The 18,438-nt window shown below is 73.2% G+C and carries 11 protein-coding genes, 1 pseudogene and 2 riboswitches; of the genes and pseudogenes, 7 read left to right on the top strand and 5 right to left on the bottom strand.

The window, feature by feature from the left end:
* Window positions 1-373 precede the first annotated feature (373 nt).
* Window positions 374-1,513, top strand: a complete 1,140-nt coding sequence (gene rho, locus AB0917_RS27560) for a transcription termination factor Rho (RefSeq protein ID WP_366822380.1) — start codon at window positions 374-376, stop codon at window positions 1,511-1,513.
* Window positions 1,514-1,559: 46 nt separating this feature from the next.
* Here rho and pgm read toward each other — a convergent pair whose 3' ends face one another.
* From pgm to aceA, 4 genes and pseudogenes are all read right to left on the bottom strand, one after another.
* Entirely contained in the window at window positions 1,560-3,203 is a 1,644-nt protein-coding gene (pgm, locus tag AB0917_RS27565; RefSeq protein ID WP_366822381.1) for a phosphoglucomutase (alpha-D-glucose-1,6-bisphosphate-dependent), read from the bottom strand.
* A 206-nt stretch (window positions 3,204-3,409) separates the two neighbouring features.
* Complete coding sequence (locus AB0917_RS27570) at window positions 3,410-4,489, bottom strand: chitinase (RefSeq protein ID WP_366822382.1); 1,080 nt, start codon at window positions 4,487-4,489, stop codon at window positions 3,410-3,412.
* Between the two features lie 150 nt (window positions 4,490-4,639).
* A pseudogene (locus tag AB0917_RS27575) lies at window positions 4,640-5,446 on the bottom strand (hypothetical protein).
* Between the two features lie 80 nt (window positions 5,447-5,526).
* A complete protein-coding gene (gene aceA / locus AB0917_RS27580) occupies window positions 5,527-6,807 on the bottom strand; it encodes an isocitrate lyase (protein WP_366822383.1) in 1,281 nt (426 codons plus the stop codon).
* Window positions 6,808-7,179: 372 nt separating this feature from the next.
* Between aceA and AB0917_RS27585 the strand changes: the two genes are divergently transcribed.
* A complete protein-coding gene (locus tag AB0917_RS27585) occupies window positions 7,180-8,676 on the top strand; it encodes a short-chain fatty acyl-CoA regulator family protein (RefSeq protein WP_366822384.1) in 1,497 nt (498 codons plus the stop codon).
* Window positions 8,677-8,704: 28 nt separating this feature from the next.
* Here the strand turns inward: AB0917_RS27585 and AB0917_RS27590 are convergent, their stop codons facing one another.
* A complete protein-coding gene (locus AB0917_RS27590; protein ID WP_366822385.1) occupies window positions 8,705-10,123 on the bottom strand; it encodes a prenyltransferase/squalene oxidase repeat-containing protein in 1,419 nt (472 codons plus the stop codon).
* Between the two features lie 124 nt (window positions 10,124-10,247).
* Window positions 10,248-10,326: riboswitch (cobalamin riboswitch) on the bottom strand.
* A gap of 103 nt (window positions 10,327-10,429) precedes the next feature.
* Window positions 10,430-10,566, top strand: a riboswitch (cobalamin riboswitch).
* Between the two features lie 122 nt (window positions 10,567-10,688).
* On the opposite strand from AB0917_RS27590, the gene AB0917_RS27595 reads away from it, so the two are divergent.
* From AB0917_RS27595 to AB0917_RS27615, 5 genes are read left to right on the top strand one after another with little or no spacing between them, the layout of a single operon-like run.
* A complete protein-coding gene (locus AB0917_RS27595) occupies window positions 10,689-13,511 on the top strand; it encodes a prenyltransferase/squalene oxidase repeat-containing protein (RefSeq protein WP_366822386.1) in 2,823 nt (940 codons plus the stop codon).
* Complete coding sequence (locus tag AB0917_RS27600; protein WP_366822387.1) at window positions 13,508-14,476, top strand: hypothetical protein; 969 nt, start codon at window positions 13,508-13,510, stop codon at window positions 14,474-14,476. The genes AB0917_RS27595 and AB0917_RS27600 overlap by 4 nt, the downstream gene beginning before the upstream one ends.
* A 7-nt stretch (window positions 14,477-14,483) precedes the next feature.
* The gene (locus tag AB0917_RS27605; RefSeq protein WP_366822388.1) at window positions 14,484-15,665 is read left to right on the top strand and encodes an energy-coupling factor transporter transmembrane component T; all 1,182 of its coding nucleotides are present in this window, start codon (window positions 14,484-14,486) and stop codon (window positions 15,663-15,665) included.
* The gene (locus tag AB0917_RS27610; RefSeq protein WP_366822389.1) at window positions 15,662-17,425 is read left to right on the top strand and encodes an ATP-binding cassette domain-containing protein; all 1,764 of its coding nucleotides are present in this window, start codon (window positions 15,662-15,664) and stop codon (window positions 17,423-17,425) included. Before AB0917_RS27605 ends, AB0917_RS27610 begins: the two co-directional genes overlap by 4 nt.
* The gene (locus tag AB0917_RS27615) at window positions 17,422-18,267 is read left to right on the top strand and encodes an ECF transporter S component (protein WP_366822390.1); all 846 of its coding nucleotides are present in this window, start codon (window positions 17,422-17,424) and stop codon (window positions 18,265-18,267) included. The genes AB0917_RS27610 and AB0917_RS27615 overlap by 4 nt, the downstream gene beginning before the upstream one ends.
* The last annotated feature ends 171 nt before the right edge of the window (window positions 18,268-18,438 follow it).

The following is an 18,438-nucleotide window of genomic DNA, read 5'->3' on the forward strand; positions in this document are numbered from 1 at the left end:
GGTTACTCGCCGGACGCGCTGGTCGGCGACCAGGGCCTGACGGAGATCAAGACCAAGCTCCCCAAGTTTCAGCACCGCCCTTCTCGCCGTCCTCCCGGAGCGTTCTCCCGGAACAAGATCCCCGCGCCCCCGGCGCGGAGTGCTAGAGTGCGATGAGCACCCGTGGATGCCCCTTCGTCGGGCACCGGTGCTGATTTCTCTCTCCATCGCTGTTGCGCCCGTCCCATCCGACCGGCGATCCGGCTTCTCTCCAGCGTTCTCGCTGTCTCTCCTTCCGGCCCTGGGTTTTTCGTGCCCCCGGTGCGGGCGTGACGATGCCGCCCCTCCGTACGCCGGTCCCTCATGCGCCATGTCCGCGAAAGGACCCCCTTCCATGACCACCACACTCGAACGCCCCGTCGTCCGTGAGCCGCGCCCCGTCCGGGCCGCCGGGCTCCTCGACACCACCACGGGCGGCCACGGCCTGCTCCGTGTCCAGGGCGGCCACTCCTCCCCCGATGACATCCAGGTGTCGTCCGCGCTGATGCGCCGCCACGGCCTGCGCAAGGGCGACGCCGTCGAGGGGAGCTGCGAGCGGCCCCGCGTCCTGGCCTCCGTCGACCGGGTCAACGGCCTGGCGCCGCAGGCCCTGGGCGGCCGGGCCCACTTCCGCGACCTCACCCCGGTCCACCCCACCGAGCGGCTGCGGCTGGAGACCCCCAAGGGCGGCCCGGCCCCCCGGATCGTCGATCTGGTCTCCCCCGTCGGCAAGGGCCAGCGCGGCCTGATCGTCGCACCGCCCAGGACCGGCAAGACGGTCCTGCTCCAGCAGTTCGCCGCCGCCGTCGCCACCAACCACCCCGAGTGCCACCTGATGGTGGTCCTCCTGGACGAACGCCCCGAGGAGGTCACCGACATGCGCCGCTCCGTGCGCGGCGAGGTGTACGCCTCCACCTTCGACCGGCCCGCCAAGGAGCACATCGCCCTCGCCGACCTGGCCGTCGAGCGCGCCAAGCGCCTCGTCGAGCAGGGCCGGGACGTGGTGATCCTGCTGGACTCCCTCACCCGGCTGTGCCGGGCCCACAACAACGCGGCCGGATCGGGCGGCCGCACCCTGAGCGGCGGCGTCGACGCGGCGGCCCTGGCGGGCCCCAAGAAGCTGTTCGGGGCGGCGCGCTCCGCCGAGGAGGGCGGCTCGCTCACCATCCTGGCGACCGCCCTCGTGGAGACGGGCTCGCGCGCCGACGAGTTCTTCTTCGAGGAGCTGAAGGGGACCGGCAACATGGAGCTGCGGCTGGACCGCTCGCTCGCGGACCGGCGGCTCTTCCCGGCCGTCGACATCGCCCGCTCCGGCACCCGCCGCGAGGAGCTGCTGACGGGCCCGGCCGAGCTGGCCACCGTACGGGCGCTGCGCCGCGCCCTGCACGCCCAGGGGGGTCACGGTGCCCTGGAGGCGCTGCTGGACAAGGTCCGCCGCACCCCGGACAACGCGACGTTCCTCCGCCAGGTGCAGCCCACCGTGCCGGGCGCCTGAGGACCGGCCACACAGACGACGGGCCGGCCCCGGACGCGTAGAGGGCTCAGGCGCTTCCCAGCGCCTCCGAGACCAGGGCGCGCGCCTCCTCCTGGACCCGGCCGAGGTGCTCGGCCCCCTGGAAGCTCTCCGCGTACACCTTGTAGACGTCCTCCGTGCCCGAGGGCCGGGCGGCGAACCAGGCGCTGTCGGTGCAGACCTTGAGGCCGCCGATCGCGGCCCCGTTGCCCGGTGCCTCGGTGAGTACGGCGGTGATGCGCTCGCCCGCCAGGGTGTCGGCCTTGACCTGCTGCGAGGAGAGCCGGGCCAGGACCGCCTTCTCCTCGCGGGTGGCGGGCGCGTCCACGCGGGCGTAGGCCGGGTCGCCGAAGCGCGCGGTGAGCTGGGCGTAGCGCTGCGAGGGGGTGGAGCCGGTGACGGCGGTGATCTCCGAGGCGAGCAGCGCCAGCAGGATGCCGTCCTTGTCCGTGGTCCAGACCCGGCCGTCGCGGCGCAGGAACGAGGCGCCGGCCGACTCCTCGCCGCCGAAGCCGAGGCTGCCGTCGTACAGCCCGTCGACGAACCACTTGAAGCCGACCGGTACCTCCACCAGGGTCCGGCCGAGGTCGTGGGCGACCCGGTCGATCATCGAGGAGGAGACCAGTGTCTTGCCGATGCCCGTCCCGGCGGGCCAGCCCTCGCGGTGGGTGTAGAGGTAGTCGATGGCGGTGGCCAGATAGTGGTTGGGGTTCATCAGGCCGCCGTCGGGGGTGACGATGCCGTGCCGGTCGGCGTCGGCGTCGTTGCCGGTGGCGATGGTGTACGCGTCGCGCTGCTCGATCAGCGAGGCCATGGCGTGCGGGGAGGAGCAGTCCATACGGATCTTGCCGTCCCAGTCCAGCGTCATGAACCGCCAGGTCGGGTCGGCGAGCGGGTTGACCACGGTGAGGTCGATCCGGTGCCGCTCCGCGATGCGCCCCCAGTACGCGACGGAGGCGCCGCCGAGCGGGTCGGCGCCGATCCGGATGCCCGCCTCCCGTACGGCGTCCAGGTCCAGGACGGAGGGCAGGTCGTCGACGTAGCGGCTCAGGAAGTCGTGGCGGCCGGTGGTGTCGGCGGCCAGGGCGCGGGCGTACGGGATCCGGCGCACCTCCCCGAGTCCGGCCTCGATGAGGGCGTTGGCCCGGTCCTGGATCCAGGAGGTGGCGTCCGAGGCGGCCGGTCCGCCGTTGGGCGGGTTGTACTTGAAGCCGCCGTCGGCGGGCGGGTTGTGCGACGGGGTGACCACGATGCCGTCGGCCAGGTGCTCGGTGCGCCCCTGGTTGTACGTCAGGATGGCGTGCGAGAGCGCGGGGGTCGGGGTGTAGCCGTCCGCGCTGTCGATCAGGACGGTGGCCCCGTTGGCGGCGAGGACCTCCAGGGCGGTGACCCGGGCGGGCTCGGACAGGGCGTGGGTGTCGGCGCCCAGGAAGAGCGGCCCGTCGGTGCCCTGGCGGGCCCGGTAGTCGCAGATCGCCTGGGTGGTGGCGGCGATGTGGTCGTCGTTGAACGCCGCCGCGAGCGCGGAGCCGCGGTGGCCCGAGGTGCCGAAGGCCACCCGCTGGGCGGGCTCGGCCGGATCGGGGTGGAGGGCGTAATAGGCCGTCACCAGCCGTGCCACGTCGACCAGGTCCGCGGACTGCGCCGGCTGCCCGGCCCGTGCGTGCGCCATCGGGTCTCCTCTTGCGTCTTCGTCGTCGTCGGCCCGGGGGAACGGGCCGTCGTCCCGGGGCGGACGATCACCCCGATCCGTACCCGATTCTGTCCCCTTGCCCGCATCGGCGCGTGATCCGTCCACGCCGACCCGGCCGCGCGCCCCGGCCGGGACGGCTCCGCGCCCCCGGTCCGTGGCGGGACCGGGGGCGCAAAGGGTGTGCGTCAGCGGCCCTGGAGGGCCTTCACGTTGTCGCCGAAGGTCCAGCCCTTGGAGCCGTCCCAGTTCAGGGACCAGGTCATCAGCCCCTTCAGGGAGCCGTCGTAGTGGTTCCAGGCCTGGGAGACGAGCGAGGGGGACATGTGGCCGCCGCCCGCGCCGGGCTGGGCGGGGAGGCCGGGGACCTGCTTGTCGTAGGGGACCTTGATGGTGGTGCCCTGGATGACGAGCCCCTTGTCGAGGCAGTCGGTCTGGGCGACGAAGCCGGCGACCGTACCGGCGGAGTAGGAGTCGCCGGAGCAGCCGTACATGCTGCCGTTGTAGTACTGCATGTTCAGCCACCAGAGCCGGCCGTTGTCCGCGTACTTCTTGATGATGGGCAGGTACGCGCCCCAGATCGAGCCGTAGACCACGCTGCCGCCGGTGACGTACGCCGTCTCGGGGGCCATGGTGAGGCCGAAGTTCGAGGGCATCGCTGCCAGGACGCCGTCGATGATGCGGATGAGGTTGGTCTGTGAGGCGGAGAGCTGGTTGATGTTTCCGCTGCTGGTGAGGCCGGTCTCGATGTCGATGTCGATGCCGTCGAAGTTGTACTTCTTCAGGATCGGGACCACGGTCTCCACGAACCGGTCGGCGACCGTGCTGGAGCTGAGGTCGATCCCGGCGGTCGCTCCGCCGATCGACATGAGGAGGGTGAGCCCGGATTCCTTGGCCTGGCACATCTCCGCCGGGGTGGCGACCTTGACGGTGTTGTCCATGCCGTCCTCCCACAGCACGGTGCCGTCGGAGCGGATGACGGGGAAGGCCGCGTTGACCACGTTGTAGCCGTGCTGGGTGATGCGGGAGTCCGTGATCGGGATCCAGCCGAGCGGGGGGTGCACGCCGTTGGCGGCGCCGTCCCAGTTCTCCCAGTACCCCTGGAGCACCTTGCCGGCGGGCTTCGACTTGACCGCACAGGTCTCGTCGGCGGCGGCGACGGGACCTGTATCGGTGCCGGCGGCCTTCGGTGGGGCGGCTCCCACCAGCATCGGTACGACGAGTGCCGCGGCCAGGCCGAGGCCCAGCAGCCGTGATGTACGGCCCATGATCCGTGTGTCCTTCCTGCCCGGGACCGCCGCCGACGGGGCGAAAGGTTCGCCCCGCCCCGCCCTATGTCGTGACCCTGCCAAACCGTAGAATGGTCCAGACCTTCGGTCAAGAGGTCTGGACCAAGCCGTCCGGCGGGACGTGTGCGCTCATGCCCGCACCACCGGCCGGCCGACGAGGTGGCGTGCGTACGCCTCCGTGGTGAAGAAGGCGGGCAGCTCCCTGCCCAGGGCGGTGCGTTCGAACAGGTCGCGGACCTGGTCGAGCCGGGCCCAGGGGTAGGTGGCGCCGAGCGTGGCCAGCTCCTCCTCGAAGAGCCGCTCCACCGTTGCGCGGTCGACGGCCCGGTGACATGGACGTCGTCGCGGGTCCGTTCCAGCTGGTGCGGCCGGTCGCCGAGCACCCCGTCGAAGACCGTCCGGCAGACGGGGACGAGCCCGGGGTGGGCGACCCAGGAGCCGTCGAAGCCGTCCTCCGCCTCACGCTCCTTGTCGAGCCGGACCTTGGCCAGCGCCGCTTCCCGGGCCGCCGCGTCACCGCCGGGGATCTGGGCGGCCATGCCGCCGATGGCGTGGGCGCCGCGCTGGTGACAGGTGCGGACCAGGAGTTCGGTGCAAGCGCGCAGGAAGGGGGCGGTCATCGTTGACCGCCGTCCGCCGCTCGGGCGGCCCGGTGATCTCCACCCGCCGGTCGGTGAGGCCGGGGGCGGGCCGGGCGACCCGCCAGTCGGGGTCGTTGCGGACGGCGGTGGTGGCGCGGGAGAAGTCGAGCGGGGTGCCGGAGCGCAGGAGGGCGCAGCGGCGGCGGCGCTCGGTGAGCAGGTCGAAGCGGCGGGCGGCGAAGGCCGCGTCGAGGCGGGCGATGAAGCCAAGGGCCTCGGGGGTGAGGTCCTCCTCGTGCCGGTCGCCCGGTACGAGGAGGACCTGGACGCGGCCGGTCGTGACAGGGGGGGTCATGCGGGTCTCCTCAGCGGGGCGTGGGCGGTGCGGGAGCCCGGTCGCGGGGGACGGGGTGCCCCCGCGACCGGCAGGGACCTCTAGTGGAACTGCTCCTCCTCCGTGGAGCCGGTCAGGGCCGTGGTGGAGGAGGCGGGGTTGATGGCGGTGGAGACCTGGTCGAAGTAGCCGGTGCCGACCTCGCGCTGGTGCCTGACCGCGGTGAAGCCCTGCTCCTGGGCGGCGAACTCCCGCTCCTGGAGGTCGACATAGGCGGTCATGCCCTGCTCGGCGTAGCCGCGCGCCAGGTCGAACATGGCGTGGTTGAGGGAGTGGAAACCGGCCAGGGTGATGAACTGGAAGCGGTAGCCCATCGCGCCCAGCTCCCGCTGGAACTTGGCGATCTGGTCGTCGTCCAGCGCGGCCCGCCAGTTGAAGGAGGGCGAGCAGTTGTACGCGAGCATCCGGTCCGGGTGCTCGGCGTGGATCGCCTCGGCGAACTCACGGGCCTGGGCGAGGTCGGGGGTGCCGGTCTCGACCCAGATGAGGTCGGCGTACGGGGCGTAGGCGAGGCCGCGCGAGATGACCGGCGCCATGCCGTTCTGCACCCGGTAGAAGCCCTCGGCGGTCCGCTCCCCCGTGACGAACCGCGCGTCGCGCTCGTCCACGTCGCTGGTGATGAGGTTGGCGGCGAGTGCGTCGGTGCGGGCCACGATCAGCGTCGGGACGTCCGCGATGTCGGCGGCGAGGCGGGCCGCGTTGAGGGTGCGCACATGCTGGGCGGTGGGGACGAGGACCTTGCCGCCGAGGTGACCGCACTTCTTCTCGGAGGCGAGCTGGTCCTCGTAGTGGATGCCGGCCGCACCGGCCTCGATCATCGCCTTGGTCAGCTCGAAGGCGTTGAGCGGTCCGCCGAAGCCCGCCTCGGCGTCGGCGACGATCGGGGCCAGGTAGTCGGTGGTGTCTCCGGCGCCCTCGGCGGTGGCGATCTGGTCGGCGCGCAGCAGGGCGTTGTTGATCCGGCGGACCACGCTCGGCACCGAGTTGGCCGGGTAGAGGCTCTGGTCGGGGTAGGTGTGGCCGGCCAGGTTGGCGTCGGCGGCGACCTGCCAGCCGGAGAGGTAGACGGCCTGGAGGCCTACCTTGACCTGCTGGACGGCCTGGCCGCCGGTCAGGGCGCCGAGCGCGTGGATGTAGCCCTGCTCGTGCAGCTGGCGCCAGAGCCGCTCGGCGCCGCGCCGGGCCAGGGTGTGCTCCTCGCGGACGCTGCCGGAGAGCCGGACCACGTCCTCGGCGCCGTAGGTGCGCTCGATGCCCTTCCAGCGGGGGTCGCTCGCCCACCGCCGCGCCAGCTCTTCCGCCGTCGTCCTTGCCTGCGCCATGGCGTCACTCCCGAAGTCGTGTGGGTCGATCGTGTGAAGGGTGCTAAGCCACGTCACCGAGTGACGCGGCTCCTGGGTGCGGCCCACCGGACCTCCGAGGTGGAACGGTGAGCAATGCGCCCGGCGAACCGGTCCGGGATCCCGAGGAGTACGACGTCAGGGCATGAAATCGTGCTCGGTACCCCAGTCCGGAGCCGGTGTCCGGTGGGCCGCAGGAACAACTCTGGGAGTGGCACTGAGTGCCATCAACCAGAGACGTGTGCCAAGTTCTGCCAATCTTTCCGTGCGCTTTGCCAAGGTTGCGAAGGCTCTCGACGGCCGTGTCGCGGCTAGGGTTGCCACCATGTCGACGACGGCGCGAAGGGCTCCGGTATGAGCAAGACCTACGCGGGTGCGCGGCTGCGCAGGCTGCGCGAGGAGCGCGGGCTGAGCCAGGCGGAGCTGGCCCGGATACTGGCGATCTCGCCGAGCTACCTCAACCAGATGGAGCATGACTCGCGCCCCTTGACGGTGCCGGTGCTGCTGCGGCTGACCGAGGCGTTCGGGGTCGACCCCGGCTTCTTCTCGGAGCGGGACACCACCCGGGTGCTGGCGGATCTGCGCGAGGCGCTGGCCGACGAGGTCGGCACGGCGCGCGTCTCGGCCGCCGAGCTGTCCGAGCTGGCCTCCCGGCTGCCGGGGGTCGCGTCCGTCCTGCTCGACCTCGGGCGGCGCAACCAGGCGCTGGCCGGACGGCTCGCGGAGGCGGCCGAGCTGCGTGGCGGCGGCGGTCTCGACCTGCCGCGCTCCCCGCACGAGGAGATCCGCGAGTTCTTCTACCGGCGGCAGAACTACCTGCACGAGGCGGACCTGGCGGCGGAGGAGCTGGCGGCGGAGATCGGGGTGCGCCCCGGCGAGGTCGTGACCGCGCTCGCGGCCCGGCTCACCGAGCACCACGGCATCCGGCTGGCCACCACCGACGACCGGCGGGGCCGGCCCGGGGGCACCCCCGCGGGCCGGCGTCCGGCACGACGGCCCGCCGGCCCCGCTTCCCCTGGCCCAGACACGGGCAGGCTGCACCACTACGACCCGGACGCCCGGGTGCTGCACCTCTCCAGCCGGCTCCGCCCCGGGCAGCAGGCGTTCCGGATGGCCACCCAGCTGGCGCTGCTCGAATACGGCGGGGAGATCTCGCGGCTGGCCTCGGAGGACTACGACGAGGGGTCGGCGACCTGGCCGCTGGCGAGGATCGGGGTGGCCAACTACTTCGCGGGCGCGCTGATCCTCCCGTACCGCGCCTTCCATACGGCGGCGGAGGAGGTCCGGTACGACATCGAGCGCCTCACCGACCATTTCGGGCTCGGTCACGAGACGGTCTGCCACCGGCTCTCCACGCTCCAGCGGCCCCGGCTGCGCGGGGTGCCGTTCTCCTTCGTCCGGGTCGACCGGGCCGGGAACATGTCGAAGCGGCAGTCCGCGACCGGGTTCCACTTCTCCCGCGCGGGCGGCACCTGCCCACTGTGGAACGTGTACGAGGCGTTCGCCGCCCCGGGCCGTATCCATGTGCAGATCGCGGCCATGCCCGACGGGCAGCGCCATCTGTGGACCGCGCGGGCCGTGACGCGCCACCGGGGCGGGTGGGGCGAGCCGGGCAAGACGTTCGCGATCGGGCTCGGCTGCGAGATCCGGCACGCCGGGCGGCTCGTCTACTCCGACGGGCTCGACCTGGACAACGCCTCGGCGGCGACGCCGATCGGGATGGGGTGCCGGATCTGCGAGCGGCTGGACTGCCCGCAGCGCGCGGTGCCGCCGCTGGGGCAGCCGCTGGCCGTCGACGAGAACAGCAGCACGTTCGTGCCGTACCCGGTGAAGGGGGCGCCGCCCGCCTGAGGACCCGCCCCCTCCACCGGACCGGGGGTCAGGAGAAGCGCAGCGCGATCGTGTCGCCGACGCCGATCACCTTGTCGCGCGTCGCCCCGGCGAACGCCGAGCCGTCGACCGAGACCTTCCACGTCGCCGAGCCGGTGTTGGCCTTGCCGTTGAGCGAGGTGATGGCGCCCGTCCCGGTGGCGGGGACCACGGAGGTGACGCAGCCGGCCGGGGTGGACGTGGTCGACGCGGCGGCCAGGACGGTGCCGAGGTCGGTCGTGGTGCCCGTGGGGGTGAAGGCGACGGAGCAGACCTTCAGGGTGCCGGTGCCGTCGTCCACGGTGAGCGCCAGCTTCGTCGCCGTACCGGAGGTGAAGCCGCTCTGCGCGACCCAGGTGGGCGCCCCCGAGGTGACCGGGGTGGGCGGTGCGGCGGTGAAGCCGCCCCCGGCGACGGCGCGCAGGGCGTCGGTGGAGGAGTAGGCGGACGGGGAGGTGTCCGAGGGCTGGTACTTGAAGCCGCCGCCGGGGTTGAACTGCTGGGCGATCAGGAAGTCGACCGGGGTCCGGCCCAGCGGGGTGAGGAAGTCGCCGGTCTGCGGGTCGATGCCGCAGGCGTTGAGGCCGGAGACGGCCCAGCCGTTGGAGCTGGAGTTGACGCCGTACAGGGCGCTGAAGGCGCCGGAGGAGTTGACCAGCTTGCTCTTGAGGAACGCCTTGGCCTGGAGGATGTCGGGGTCGGTGTTCGGGACGCCGGAGACGCAGAGCGCGGCCATGGAGGCGCCCGTCATGTCGATGTCGCCCGGCTTGGCCAGCTCGGTCGGGTTGCCCTCGGCCTTGCTGTAGGTCCAGCCGCCGTCGTCGTGCTGGTTGGCCCGGACCCGGGCGACGATCTTGTCGACGAGCTCCTGCGGTACGCGCTGGGCGCCCGCCTGGGTTCTGGCGCCGCCCAGCGCGAGTGCGGCGAAGACCGTCCCGTTGTAGTTGCCGGACGGGCCGAAGTAGCCGGCCTCCGCGTTCTGCCAGTAGCCGTAGATGTCGGCGATCAGGTTGCGCGAGGCGGAGACCCGGGCGGGGTCGATCCCGGCGGCGTACGCGTTGAGCGTGCCGCGCTGGTAGTCGGTGACGACGGGGGTGGCGGAGGGCCAGCCGGGGGTGGCCAGGAGGTTGCGGTAGACGGTGCGCGCGTTCTTCGTGGCGTCGCCGCCGGGTGTCACGTCCACGGCGGCCGTTCCGGCGGCGGCGAACGCGCTGAAGGCCCACTCGTTGGAGAGCCCGGAGCCGGCGTACGAACCGTCCGCGGCCTGAAGGGACTTGAGGTAGGCCACCCCGTTGGTCTTCGAGATGGCGATCTGGGCGGGGGTGGACGTCGCGGCGGCGGGAAGCGCCGTGAGGACGAAGGCCCCCAGGGCGGCGGGCACCACGAGGGCCAGACGGCGGGAGGCGCGGGAGGTGACAGAACGGGGCATGTGCCTGCTCCTGTGATGAGGGGCGTGCGGCACCGCCCGGCCCCTGGGGTGCACACCGGGGGCGAGGGTGGGTGGCCGACGCCCGGACGCGTGGGTACGGCTTCGCTGGATACGGCTGCCAACAGGGCATTCGGGCTCGGGAGCGGCCCCCTGCCGTCCCACACCGCTGCGCGTCAGCCCCGGATTCGCACCGGGTTCCCCCTCGTGGCAGGCCAGGACGCTACCCGAGGCGGCAGGGGCGCGCCAGGGACGGCAGGGGTGCGGGGTCGGCCGGGAGGCAACGAGACGCAAACCACCTTGACGGCCTCTTCGAGAGCGTGTTCCAATCCGCCTGATAAGCACTCAGCTCCAGGGGAAGCCGGTCGAAATCCGGCGCTGACCCGCAACCGTAGGCCCGCCACCGCGCGGGCGAGCCGGAATGCCTGGGGCCAGGAATTTCAGCGAGAAACGCCGTCGCGGACTACGGCGTGGTTCGAACAGCCCTCTGCGGGCGGCCCCTTGAGGGCCGTGGCCGAAAGGGGCCTTCTGCCACGCATGGCCCGCCCGGACGACACGAGGGGCCGTGGTGGGGACCGCACAGCAACATGACCGGAGCACAGCCGGCAGGAGACTCCTCTCGCTGTTCTCGGCGGCAGCGGTGACCTTCGCCGCGAGCGTGGCCTTCGTCACCGGTGCCGCTCCGGCGGCGGCCGACCCGATCGAGGAGTGCACGGCCACCCATGGCGCCGTCGTCGCGGTCGACTTCGGGCCGTTCGGCGGAGGTGTGGTGCGCGGCTGCGACACCACCCCGACCACCGGGTACGAACTCCTGCGCGACGGCGGGTTCACCACCGAGGGCACCCAGCACGACGGTGACGGCTTCATCTGCCGCATCGGCTCCGGCGCCTTCAACTCCGGTACGCAGTACCCGACTCCGGAGACCGAGGACTGCGTCCTGACCCCGCAGGCCACCGCCTACTGGTCGTACTGGATCGCCTCGCCCGGCCAGGAGAGCTGGTCCTACAGCCCGCTCGGCGCCATGAACCGCCGGCCCAAGGCGGGCGATGTGGACGCATGGGTGTTCGGCGGCACGGACATCGGCGGCTCCACCGGCCGGCCCACCTTCACCCCCGACGACGTCCGCGCGGGCGGCGGCGTCACACCCGGCCCGTCGCCTGACCCGACCGACCCGGGCGTCCCGGCCGGAAAGATCGACGTACCGGCGGCCGCCCGCTGGGTGACGAGCCAACTCCACGACGGCACCCAGGTGGTGGACGAGGGCTCCGGGGCCCCGAACCACTTCCTCACCACCGAGGCCGCGTACGCACTCGCCGCCGCCGACGGCGCGAGCCCGGCCCTGGACAAGGTGGTGGCCAAACTCGCCTCCTCCACCGACGAGTACGCCTACGCGGCGGGCCCCGACGAGGCGCCCGACGCCCATGCCGCCGCCCGGCTGGCCCTGCTCGCGGAGATCACGGAGAAGGACCCGCGCGACTTCGGCGGGCACGACCTGCTCGGGGACCTGGAGAAGAACGTCTGCGTGACCGGCCCCGCCCCGGGGTGCACGGCGAAGGGCGACTTCCGGGGCGCCATGTACGGCGACGTACAGGCGCTGGCCGTGCTGGCGCTGCTGCGCGGCGGGGTCGTGCCGCCGGCCGATTCGGTGGACCGGCTGACCCGACTGGTCTGCCAGGACGGCTCGGTGACCAGCATCCTGATCAGGCCCGGCGAGTATTGCGACGGCGACCCGATGACCACCGGCCTCGTCGCCCTGGTGCTGGACGAGGCGGGCGGCCACGACGCCACCGTCGCCAAGGCGCTCGCGTACCTGAAGAAGGCGCAGCTCAAGAGCGGCGCGTTCCCCCCGTACAACGGCGCCACCACCGGCTCCGTCGCGGCCACCGCCTACGCCACGCAGGCGCTGCGCGCGCTCGGTGAGGTCCGCGCGGCCGACTCGGCGGTCTGGTGGCTCTCGCGGGAGCAACTGGCCGACGGCGGCTTCGGGTTCGACGAGGACGCCACCGACGCCGCCCTGTACGCGACGGCACCGGCCGTGCTGGCGGGCAGCTCCACCAGCCTGGTCACCCTGACCACGAAGGTGCCCGAGCCCACCGACCCGCCGACCACTCCCCCGACCACACCGCCCACCACGCCTCCCACCACCCCGCCGACGACGCCCCCGACGACGCCGCCCGGTGACGGCCCGGACCTGAAGAAGGGCGTCGCCTACCTCACCAGCCCCGCCAACCTCCACCAGGGCCGCTACTACACGGCGGGCGGGCCCACCGGGCGGGCCGACTTCGGCCTCACCATCGACGGCGCCTTCGCGCTGGCCGCGACCGGGCACGACGACAACGCGCTGCGCACGGTCGTCGACTTCCTCGACGGGGGCGGCAAGGACGGCGAAAGCCGTACGGTGCACGACTGGACCAAGGTCGGCACCGAGTACGCCATGGGCGGCTCGATGGGCAAGGCGGCCCTGCTCGCCCAGGTGGTCGACCGCGACCCTCGCGACTTCGGCGGCAAGGACCTGATCGCCGGTCTGGCCGACGCCGTCTGTGCCGCGAGGAGCACCGCGCCGGACACCAGCTGTGCCGACAAGGGGGCGTACACCTACGCGCGGTCCGTCTTCGACCAGTCCCTCGGCGTCATGGCCCAGGTGCGGGCGGGCCAGGAGAAGGCCGCCGAGGCCCCCGTCACCTATCTCTCGGGGCTCCAGGACGCCGAGTCGGGCGCCTGGCCGAGCCTGATCCCGCCGACGGGCGACACGGACGTGGACTCCACCGCGATGGCGGCGATGACGCTGGACCTGGTGCCCGGCGACACGCACACGGCCGCCGTGGACCGGGCGCTGGCCTGGCTCGCCGCTCAGCAGCTGCCGAACGGCGGCTTCCCCGGCGCCTCGGGCAACTCCGTGAACTCGGCGGCGCTCGCCGTGCAGGGCCTGTCCCTGGACGCCGGGAAGTACGGCGCGCAGATCGCGAAGGCGCTGAAGTTCCTCGCTTCGCAGCAGAACGCGGACGGCGGCTTCAACGTGGCCGAGGAGGGGCAGCGGGGCTCCGACCTGCGGGCCTCGACGCAGGCGGTGGGCGGTTCGACCGGCGTCTCGTTCGGTGTGCTGGCCCGCAGCCTGGACGGTACGACGCCCAATCCGCTGCCCTCCTCCTCCGCCCCGGTGATCGTCACACCCGGGGACGGCACAGGCTCCGCGGGCGGGCCGGGCATCGTGAACACGGACGGTCCGGGCGCCGGCGGTGGCAGCGGCGGTGGCGGTGGCGGTGGCGGCCTCGCCGCAACCGGTGCGCAGACGCTCGGCCTCGCGGCGGCGGCCGCCGTACTCGTCCTGGCGGGCTGGGGCGCGGTCGTGGCCGCCCGCAGGCGCCGTACGGCCATGGGCGGTGAGCTGTGAGGTCCCGCTTCCGCCGGACCGTCGGCCACGCCCTGGCCGCACTGGGTCTGGCGGGCGCGGCGCTCCTCGCGCCCGCCGCCTTTCCGGCGGCGGCCGCCCCGCAGCCGATCGGCCGGTGCACGACCTCTTCGGGCGTGGTCCTGGCCGTCGACTTCAGCCACTGGGGCGGCCCCGTCTACCGCTCCTGCGGTACGACGCCGACCACGGGCTACGAGCTGCTCAACCAGGGCGGCTGGCAGACCACCGGCACCGGCCACGACGGGCCGGCGTTCATCTGCCGGATCGGCTACAGCGGCCATCAGGGCGGCAAGCAGTACCCGACGCCCCAGCAGGACGACTGCGTCCTCACCCCGCCCGCCTCCGCCTACTGGTCGTACTGGCACGCGAACCCCGGGGAGAACACCTGGGAGTACAGCCAGCTCGGCGCCATGAGCTACAAGCCCCGGCCGGGCAGCGTGGATCTGTGGATCTTCGGCGGGACGAACATCGGGGGTACGGAAGGGCGCCCGACGCTCACGCCGAACCAGCTGCGCGCCCACAACACGCGCCCCACGGGCGGAGATCCGGCACCGGCCCCGAAGCCGGAGCCCGCTCCGGCGACGACGACCCGGCAGCCGGTCGGGGGCGGCCAGGCTCCGCCGCCGCCCCCCGCGGCCCCGTCGCGGGCGCCCGCCCCGTCCCCTCCGGCGTCCGCCGACGCCTCCCCGGCCCCGTCCGCTTCCGTGTCCCCGTCCGCTTCCGTGTCCCCCTCCCCCAGCGACTCCGCGTCCGCCTCCGCCTCCGCGACGCCCGGTGAGGCGGTGGCGGCGCCGGGCGGTACGGCGAAGGTGGTGGACGCCGCGCCGGCGCCCGACGCCGAGCACGACTCGGGTTCGGTGGTGCCCGTCGCGGCGACGGCCGGACTCGTGGCGGTGATCGGCGGCGCGGCCGTGTTCGCCGCGAAGCGCCGCCGCCGTGCGGAGTAGCGCCCGCGTGATCCGTACCGCCGCGGTGAAACCCGGCACGCCGGTGCCGGCCCCCGGGCCGGACACCGGCGGCAGGCGGCTCCCGCGCACCCTGCATCCGCTCGCCTGGTGGATCTGGGCGCTCGCGCTGGCCACCGCCGTCAGCCGGACCAACAACCCGCTGCTGCTCTTCCTGGTCCTCGCGGTGCTCGGCTACGTCATCACCATGCGGCGCACCGAGGCCCCGTGGGCGCGCGGTTTCAAGTACTACCTCTATCTGGCGCTGACGGTCGTGGCGATCCGGGTGGTCTTCCGGGCGGTCTTCGCCACCGGGATGAGGCCGACCGACCACCACCTCTTCTCCCTCCCGCGCATTCCCACGCCCGACTGGTACGCGGGCATCCAGCTCGGCGGCCCGGTCTCCCTGGAGGCGCTGCTGTCGGCCGCCACGGACGGGCTCCGGCTCGCCTGCATGCTCTGCTGCATCGGCGCGGCGAACACCCTCGCCAACCCGAAGCGGGCGCTACGGGTGCTGCCGGGCGCGCTGTACGAACTCGGCGTCGCCGTCACCGTATCGATCAGCGTGGCCCCGCAACTGGTGCAGAGCGTCCAGCGGGTGGCGCGCGCCCGCCGGCTGCGGGCCGGGCGCAACAAGGGGCTCAAGGCGCTGCGGGGCATCGTCGTACCCGTGCTGGAGGACGCGCTGGAGCGGTCGTTGCGGCTGGCCGCGGCGATGGACTCGCGCGGTTACGGGCGGGCCGGTTCGGCGACGCGCGGCTCGCGCCGTCTGACCGGGGCGCTGATGCTGGCGGGCATGTGCGGGCTGTGCGCCGGGGCGTACGGTCTCCTCGACCCGACCGCCCCGAAGCTGCTCGGGCTGCCCGCGCTGGCGGCCGGTTCGGTGCTCTGCCTGGCCGGGCTGCGGCTCGGCGGGCGCCGGGTCACGCGGACGACGTACCGGCCCGATCCGTGGCGGCTCGCGGAGTGGGCGGTGGCCTCCTGCGGGGTGCTCTCGGCGGTGCTGCTGTTCGTGAACGTGGGGTACGACCCCGCCGCGTTGAACCCGTCCATCCATCCGCTCAGCTGGCCGACGCTGCCGCCCGTCCCGGCCGCCGCCATCCTGCTCGCCGGGGCGGCCGGGTTCCTGGCGCCGCCGCCGGGCAGGCCCGTCCCGTACGTCTCCGCACCACGCACCGAGGAAGCCGCATGATCACCTTCGACCAGGTCACCGTCGAGTACGACGGGGCCGCCGAGCCGGTCCTGCGGGAGGTGAACCTGGAGGTCGACGAGGGCGAACTCTGCCTCGTGGTGGGCCACACCGGGGTCGGCAAGTCGACGCTGCTGGGCGCGGTCAACGGCCTCGTGCCGCACTTCACGGGCGGCACGCTGTACGGCACGGTCACCGTCGACGGCCGCACCACCGCCGACCACCCGCCCCGCGAACTCGCCGATGTCGTCGGCGTGGTGGGCCAGGACCCGCTGGACGGTTTCGTCACGGACACGGTGGAGGAGGAACTCGCCTACGCCATGGAGCAGTTGGCGATCTCCCCGGTGGTGATGCGCAAGCGGGTGGAGGAGACCCTCGATCTGCTCGGGCTCGCCGATCTGCGCCACCGGGCGCTGTACGAGCTCTCCGGCGGGCAGCAGCAGCGCGTGGCGATCGGCTCGGTCCTCACCGCGCACCCCCGCGTCCTGGTGCTGGACGAGCCGACGTCCGCGCTCGACCCCACGGCGGCGGAGGAGGTCCTGGCGGCGGTGACCCGGCTCGTCCACGACCTGGGGGTGACGGTGCTGCTGGCCGAGCACCGCCTGGAGCGGGTGGTGCAGTACGCGGACCGGGTCATCCACCTCCCGGGCGACGGGCTCGTGGTCCCGGGCGCACCGGCGGACATCTTCACCACGTCGTCGATCGCGCCGCCCATCGTCGAGCTGGGCCGCGCCGCGCGCTGGTCTCCGCTGCCCCTCTCGGTCCGCGACGCCCGCCGGGCCGCCGCCCCGCTGCGCACCGCCCTGGCGGCCACCGCGCCCCCGCCCGTACGCCCGGTGCCGCGGACACCGGGCGCGGCCCTGCTCACGGCGCGCGGGGTCACGGTCGCCTACCGGGGTGTGGCGGCGGTCCGCGAGGTGGACCTCGACCTGCGGAGCGGCGAGATCACCGCGCTGATGGGCCGCAACGGCTCGGGCAAGTCGTCGCTGCTGTGGGCGCTCCAGGGGTCGGGGCCGCGCAAGTCCGGGACGGTACGGGTCGGTTCGGGCACGACGGGGGCGTCCGGAGCGTCGGACCCATCGGACGGTTCGGGCGCATCAAACCGTTCGGCCACATCAGGCAGGCCGGGCACGTCGGGTCGTACGGCCGGCTCGCGCCGCTCTCCGGCGAAGGGCAGCGACCCCAAGAACCTCTCCGCGGCCGAGGCCAGACGGCTGGTCGGCCTCGTCCCGCAGACCCCGACCGACCTCCTCTACCTGGAGAGCGTCGAGCAGGAACTCGACCAGGCCGACGCCGAGTCGGCGGTCCCCGACGGCGCCGGGACGCGCGCCCGCGCGATCCTGGACCGGCTGGCGCCCGGCATCGACGGCGCCACACATCCGCGCGACCTCTCCGAGGGCCAGAAGCTGGCGCTGGTCCTCGCCATCCAGCTGACGGCGGCGCCCCGGGTCCTGCTGCTGGACGAACCCACCCGGGGACTCGACTACCGGGCGAAGACCCAGCTCATCTCGATGGTCGACGAACTGGCCACCGAGGGACGGTCGGTGGTGATCTCCACCCATGACGTCGAGTTCGCGGCCCGCGCGGCGGACCGGGTGGTCGTGATGGCCGAGGGCGACATCGTCGCGGACGGACCGACCACCGAAGTGATCGTCGCCTCCCCCGTCTTCGCCCCACAGGTGGCGAAGATCCTCGCCCCGCTCCCGTACCTGACGGTCGATCAGTTGACGGCGGTCCTCCCGGGCGAGGAGTCCGACGCGTGAAGCAACTGCCGGACCTCACCGGGCACTCGGCCGGCGCCATCCGCATCGGTCCGCGCGCCGGGATCGTCATCGCCCTGGCCGCCTTCCTCGGCCTGGTCGCCTTCTTCTGGCCGTTCCTGGTCACGCCGGGGCGCCTGGGGGCCAACTACGCCCCGCCGCTGATCTTCGGCGTCCTGCTGATCCTCGTCCTGTGCGTGGTCATCTCCGAGATCGCCGAAGGCGGCATCAACTCCAAGGCCCTGGCGATGCTCGGGGTGCTCTCCGCCGTCAACGCGGCGCTGCGCCCGCTCGGCGCGGGCACGGCGGGCATCGAGACGGTGTTCTTCGTGCTGGTCCTGGCGGGCCGCGTCTACGGTCCGGGCTTCGGCTTCACGCTGGGCTGCACCTCGCTCTTCGCGTCCGCGCTGATCACCGGCGGGGTCGGTCCGTGGATGCCGTACCAGATGTTCGGCTGCGCGTTCGTCGGCATGCTCGCGGGCCTGCTGCCCCGCGCCACGGGCCGTCGCGAGGTGATGATGCTCGCGGTCTACGGTTCGCTCTCCGGGTATCTCTTCGGCTTCCTGCTGAACCTGTCCTTCTGGCCCTTCTCGGTGGACCCGAACAGCTCCATCGCCTACCTCCCCGGCCTCCCCTTCACCGAGCAGTGGCAGCGCTACCTGGCCTTCGACGTGGCGACCTCGCTCGGCTGGGACACCGGGCGGGCCGTCACGAACTTCCTCTGCATCACCCTGGCCGGCCCCGCCGTCCTGACCACGTTCCGCCGGGCCGCCCGCAAGGCCCGCTTCCGGGCCCCGGTGCGGTTCGCCGGCCCGAAACCGCGCGGCGAGGACCGTACAATATGACCGCCACTTTCCGTCCGTCCGACGCCCGAAACGGTTGCAGCACCGCTTGAGATGCGATAAGTCGACAATAGCCGCGAGCCGCGAGCCGCGAGCCGCGAGCCGCGAGCCGCGAGCCGCGAGCCGCGAGCCGCGAGCCGCGAGCCGCGAGCCGCGAGCCGCGAGCCGCGAGCC

Source organism: Streptomyces sp. NPDC007346 (assembly GCF_040703535.1).
Lineage (GTDB): Bacteria > Actinomycetota > Actinomycetes > Streptomycetales > Streptomycetaceae > Streptomyces.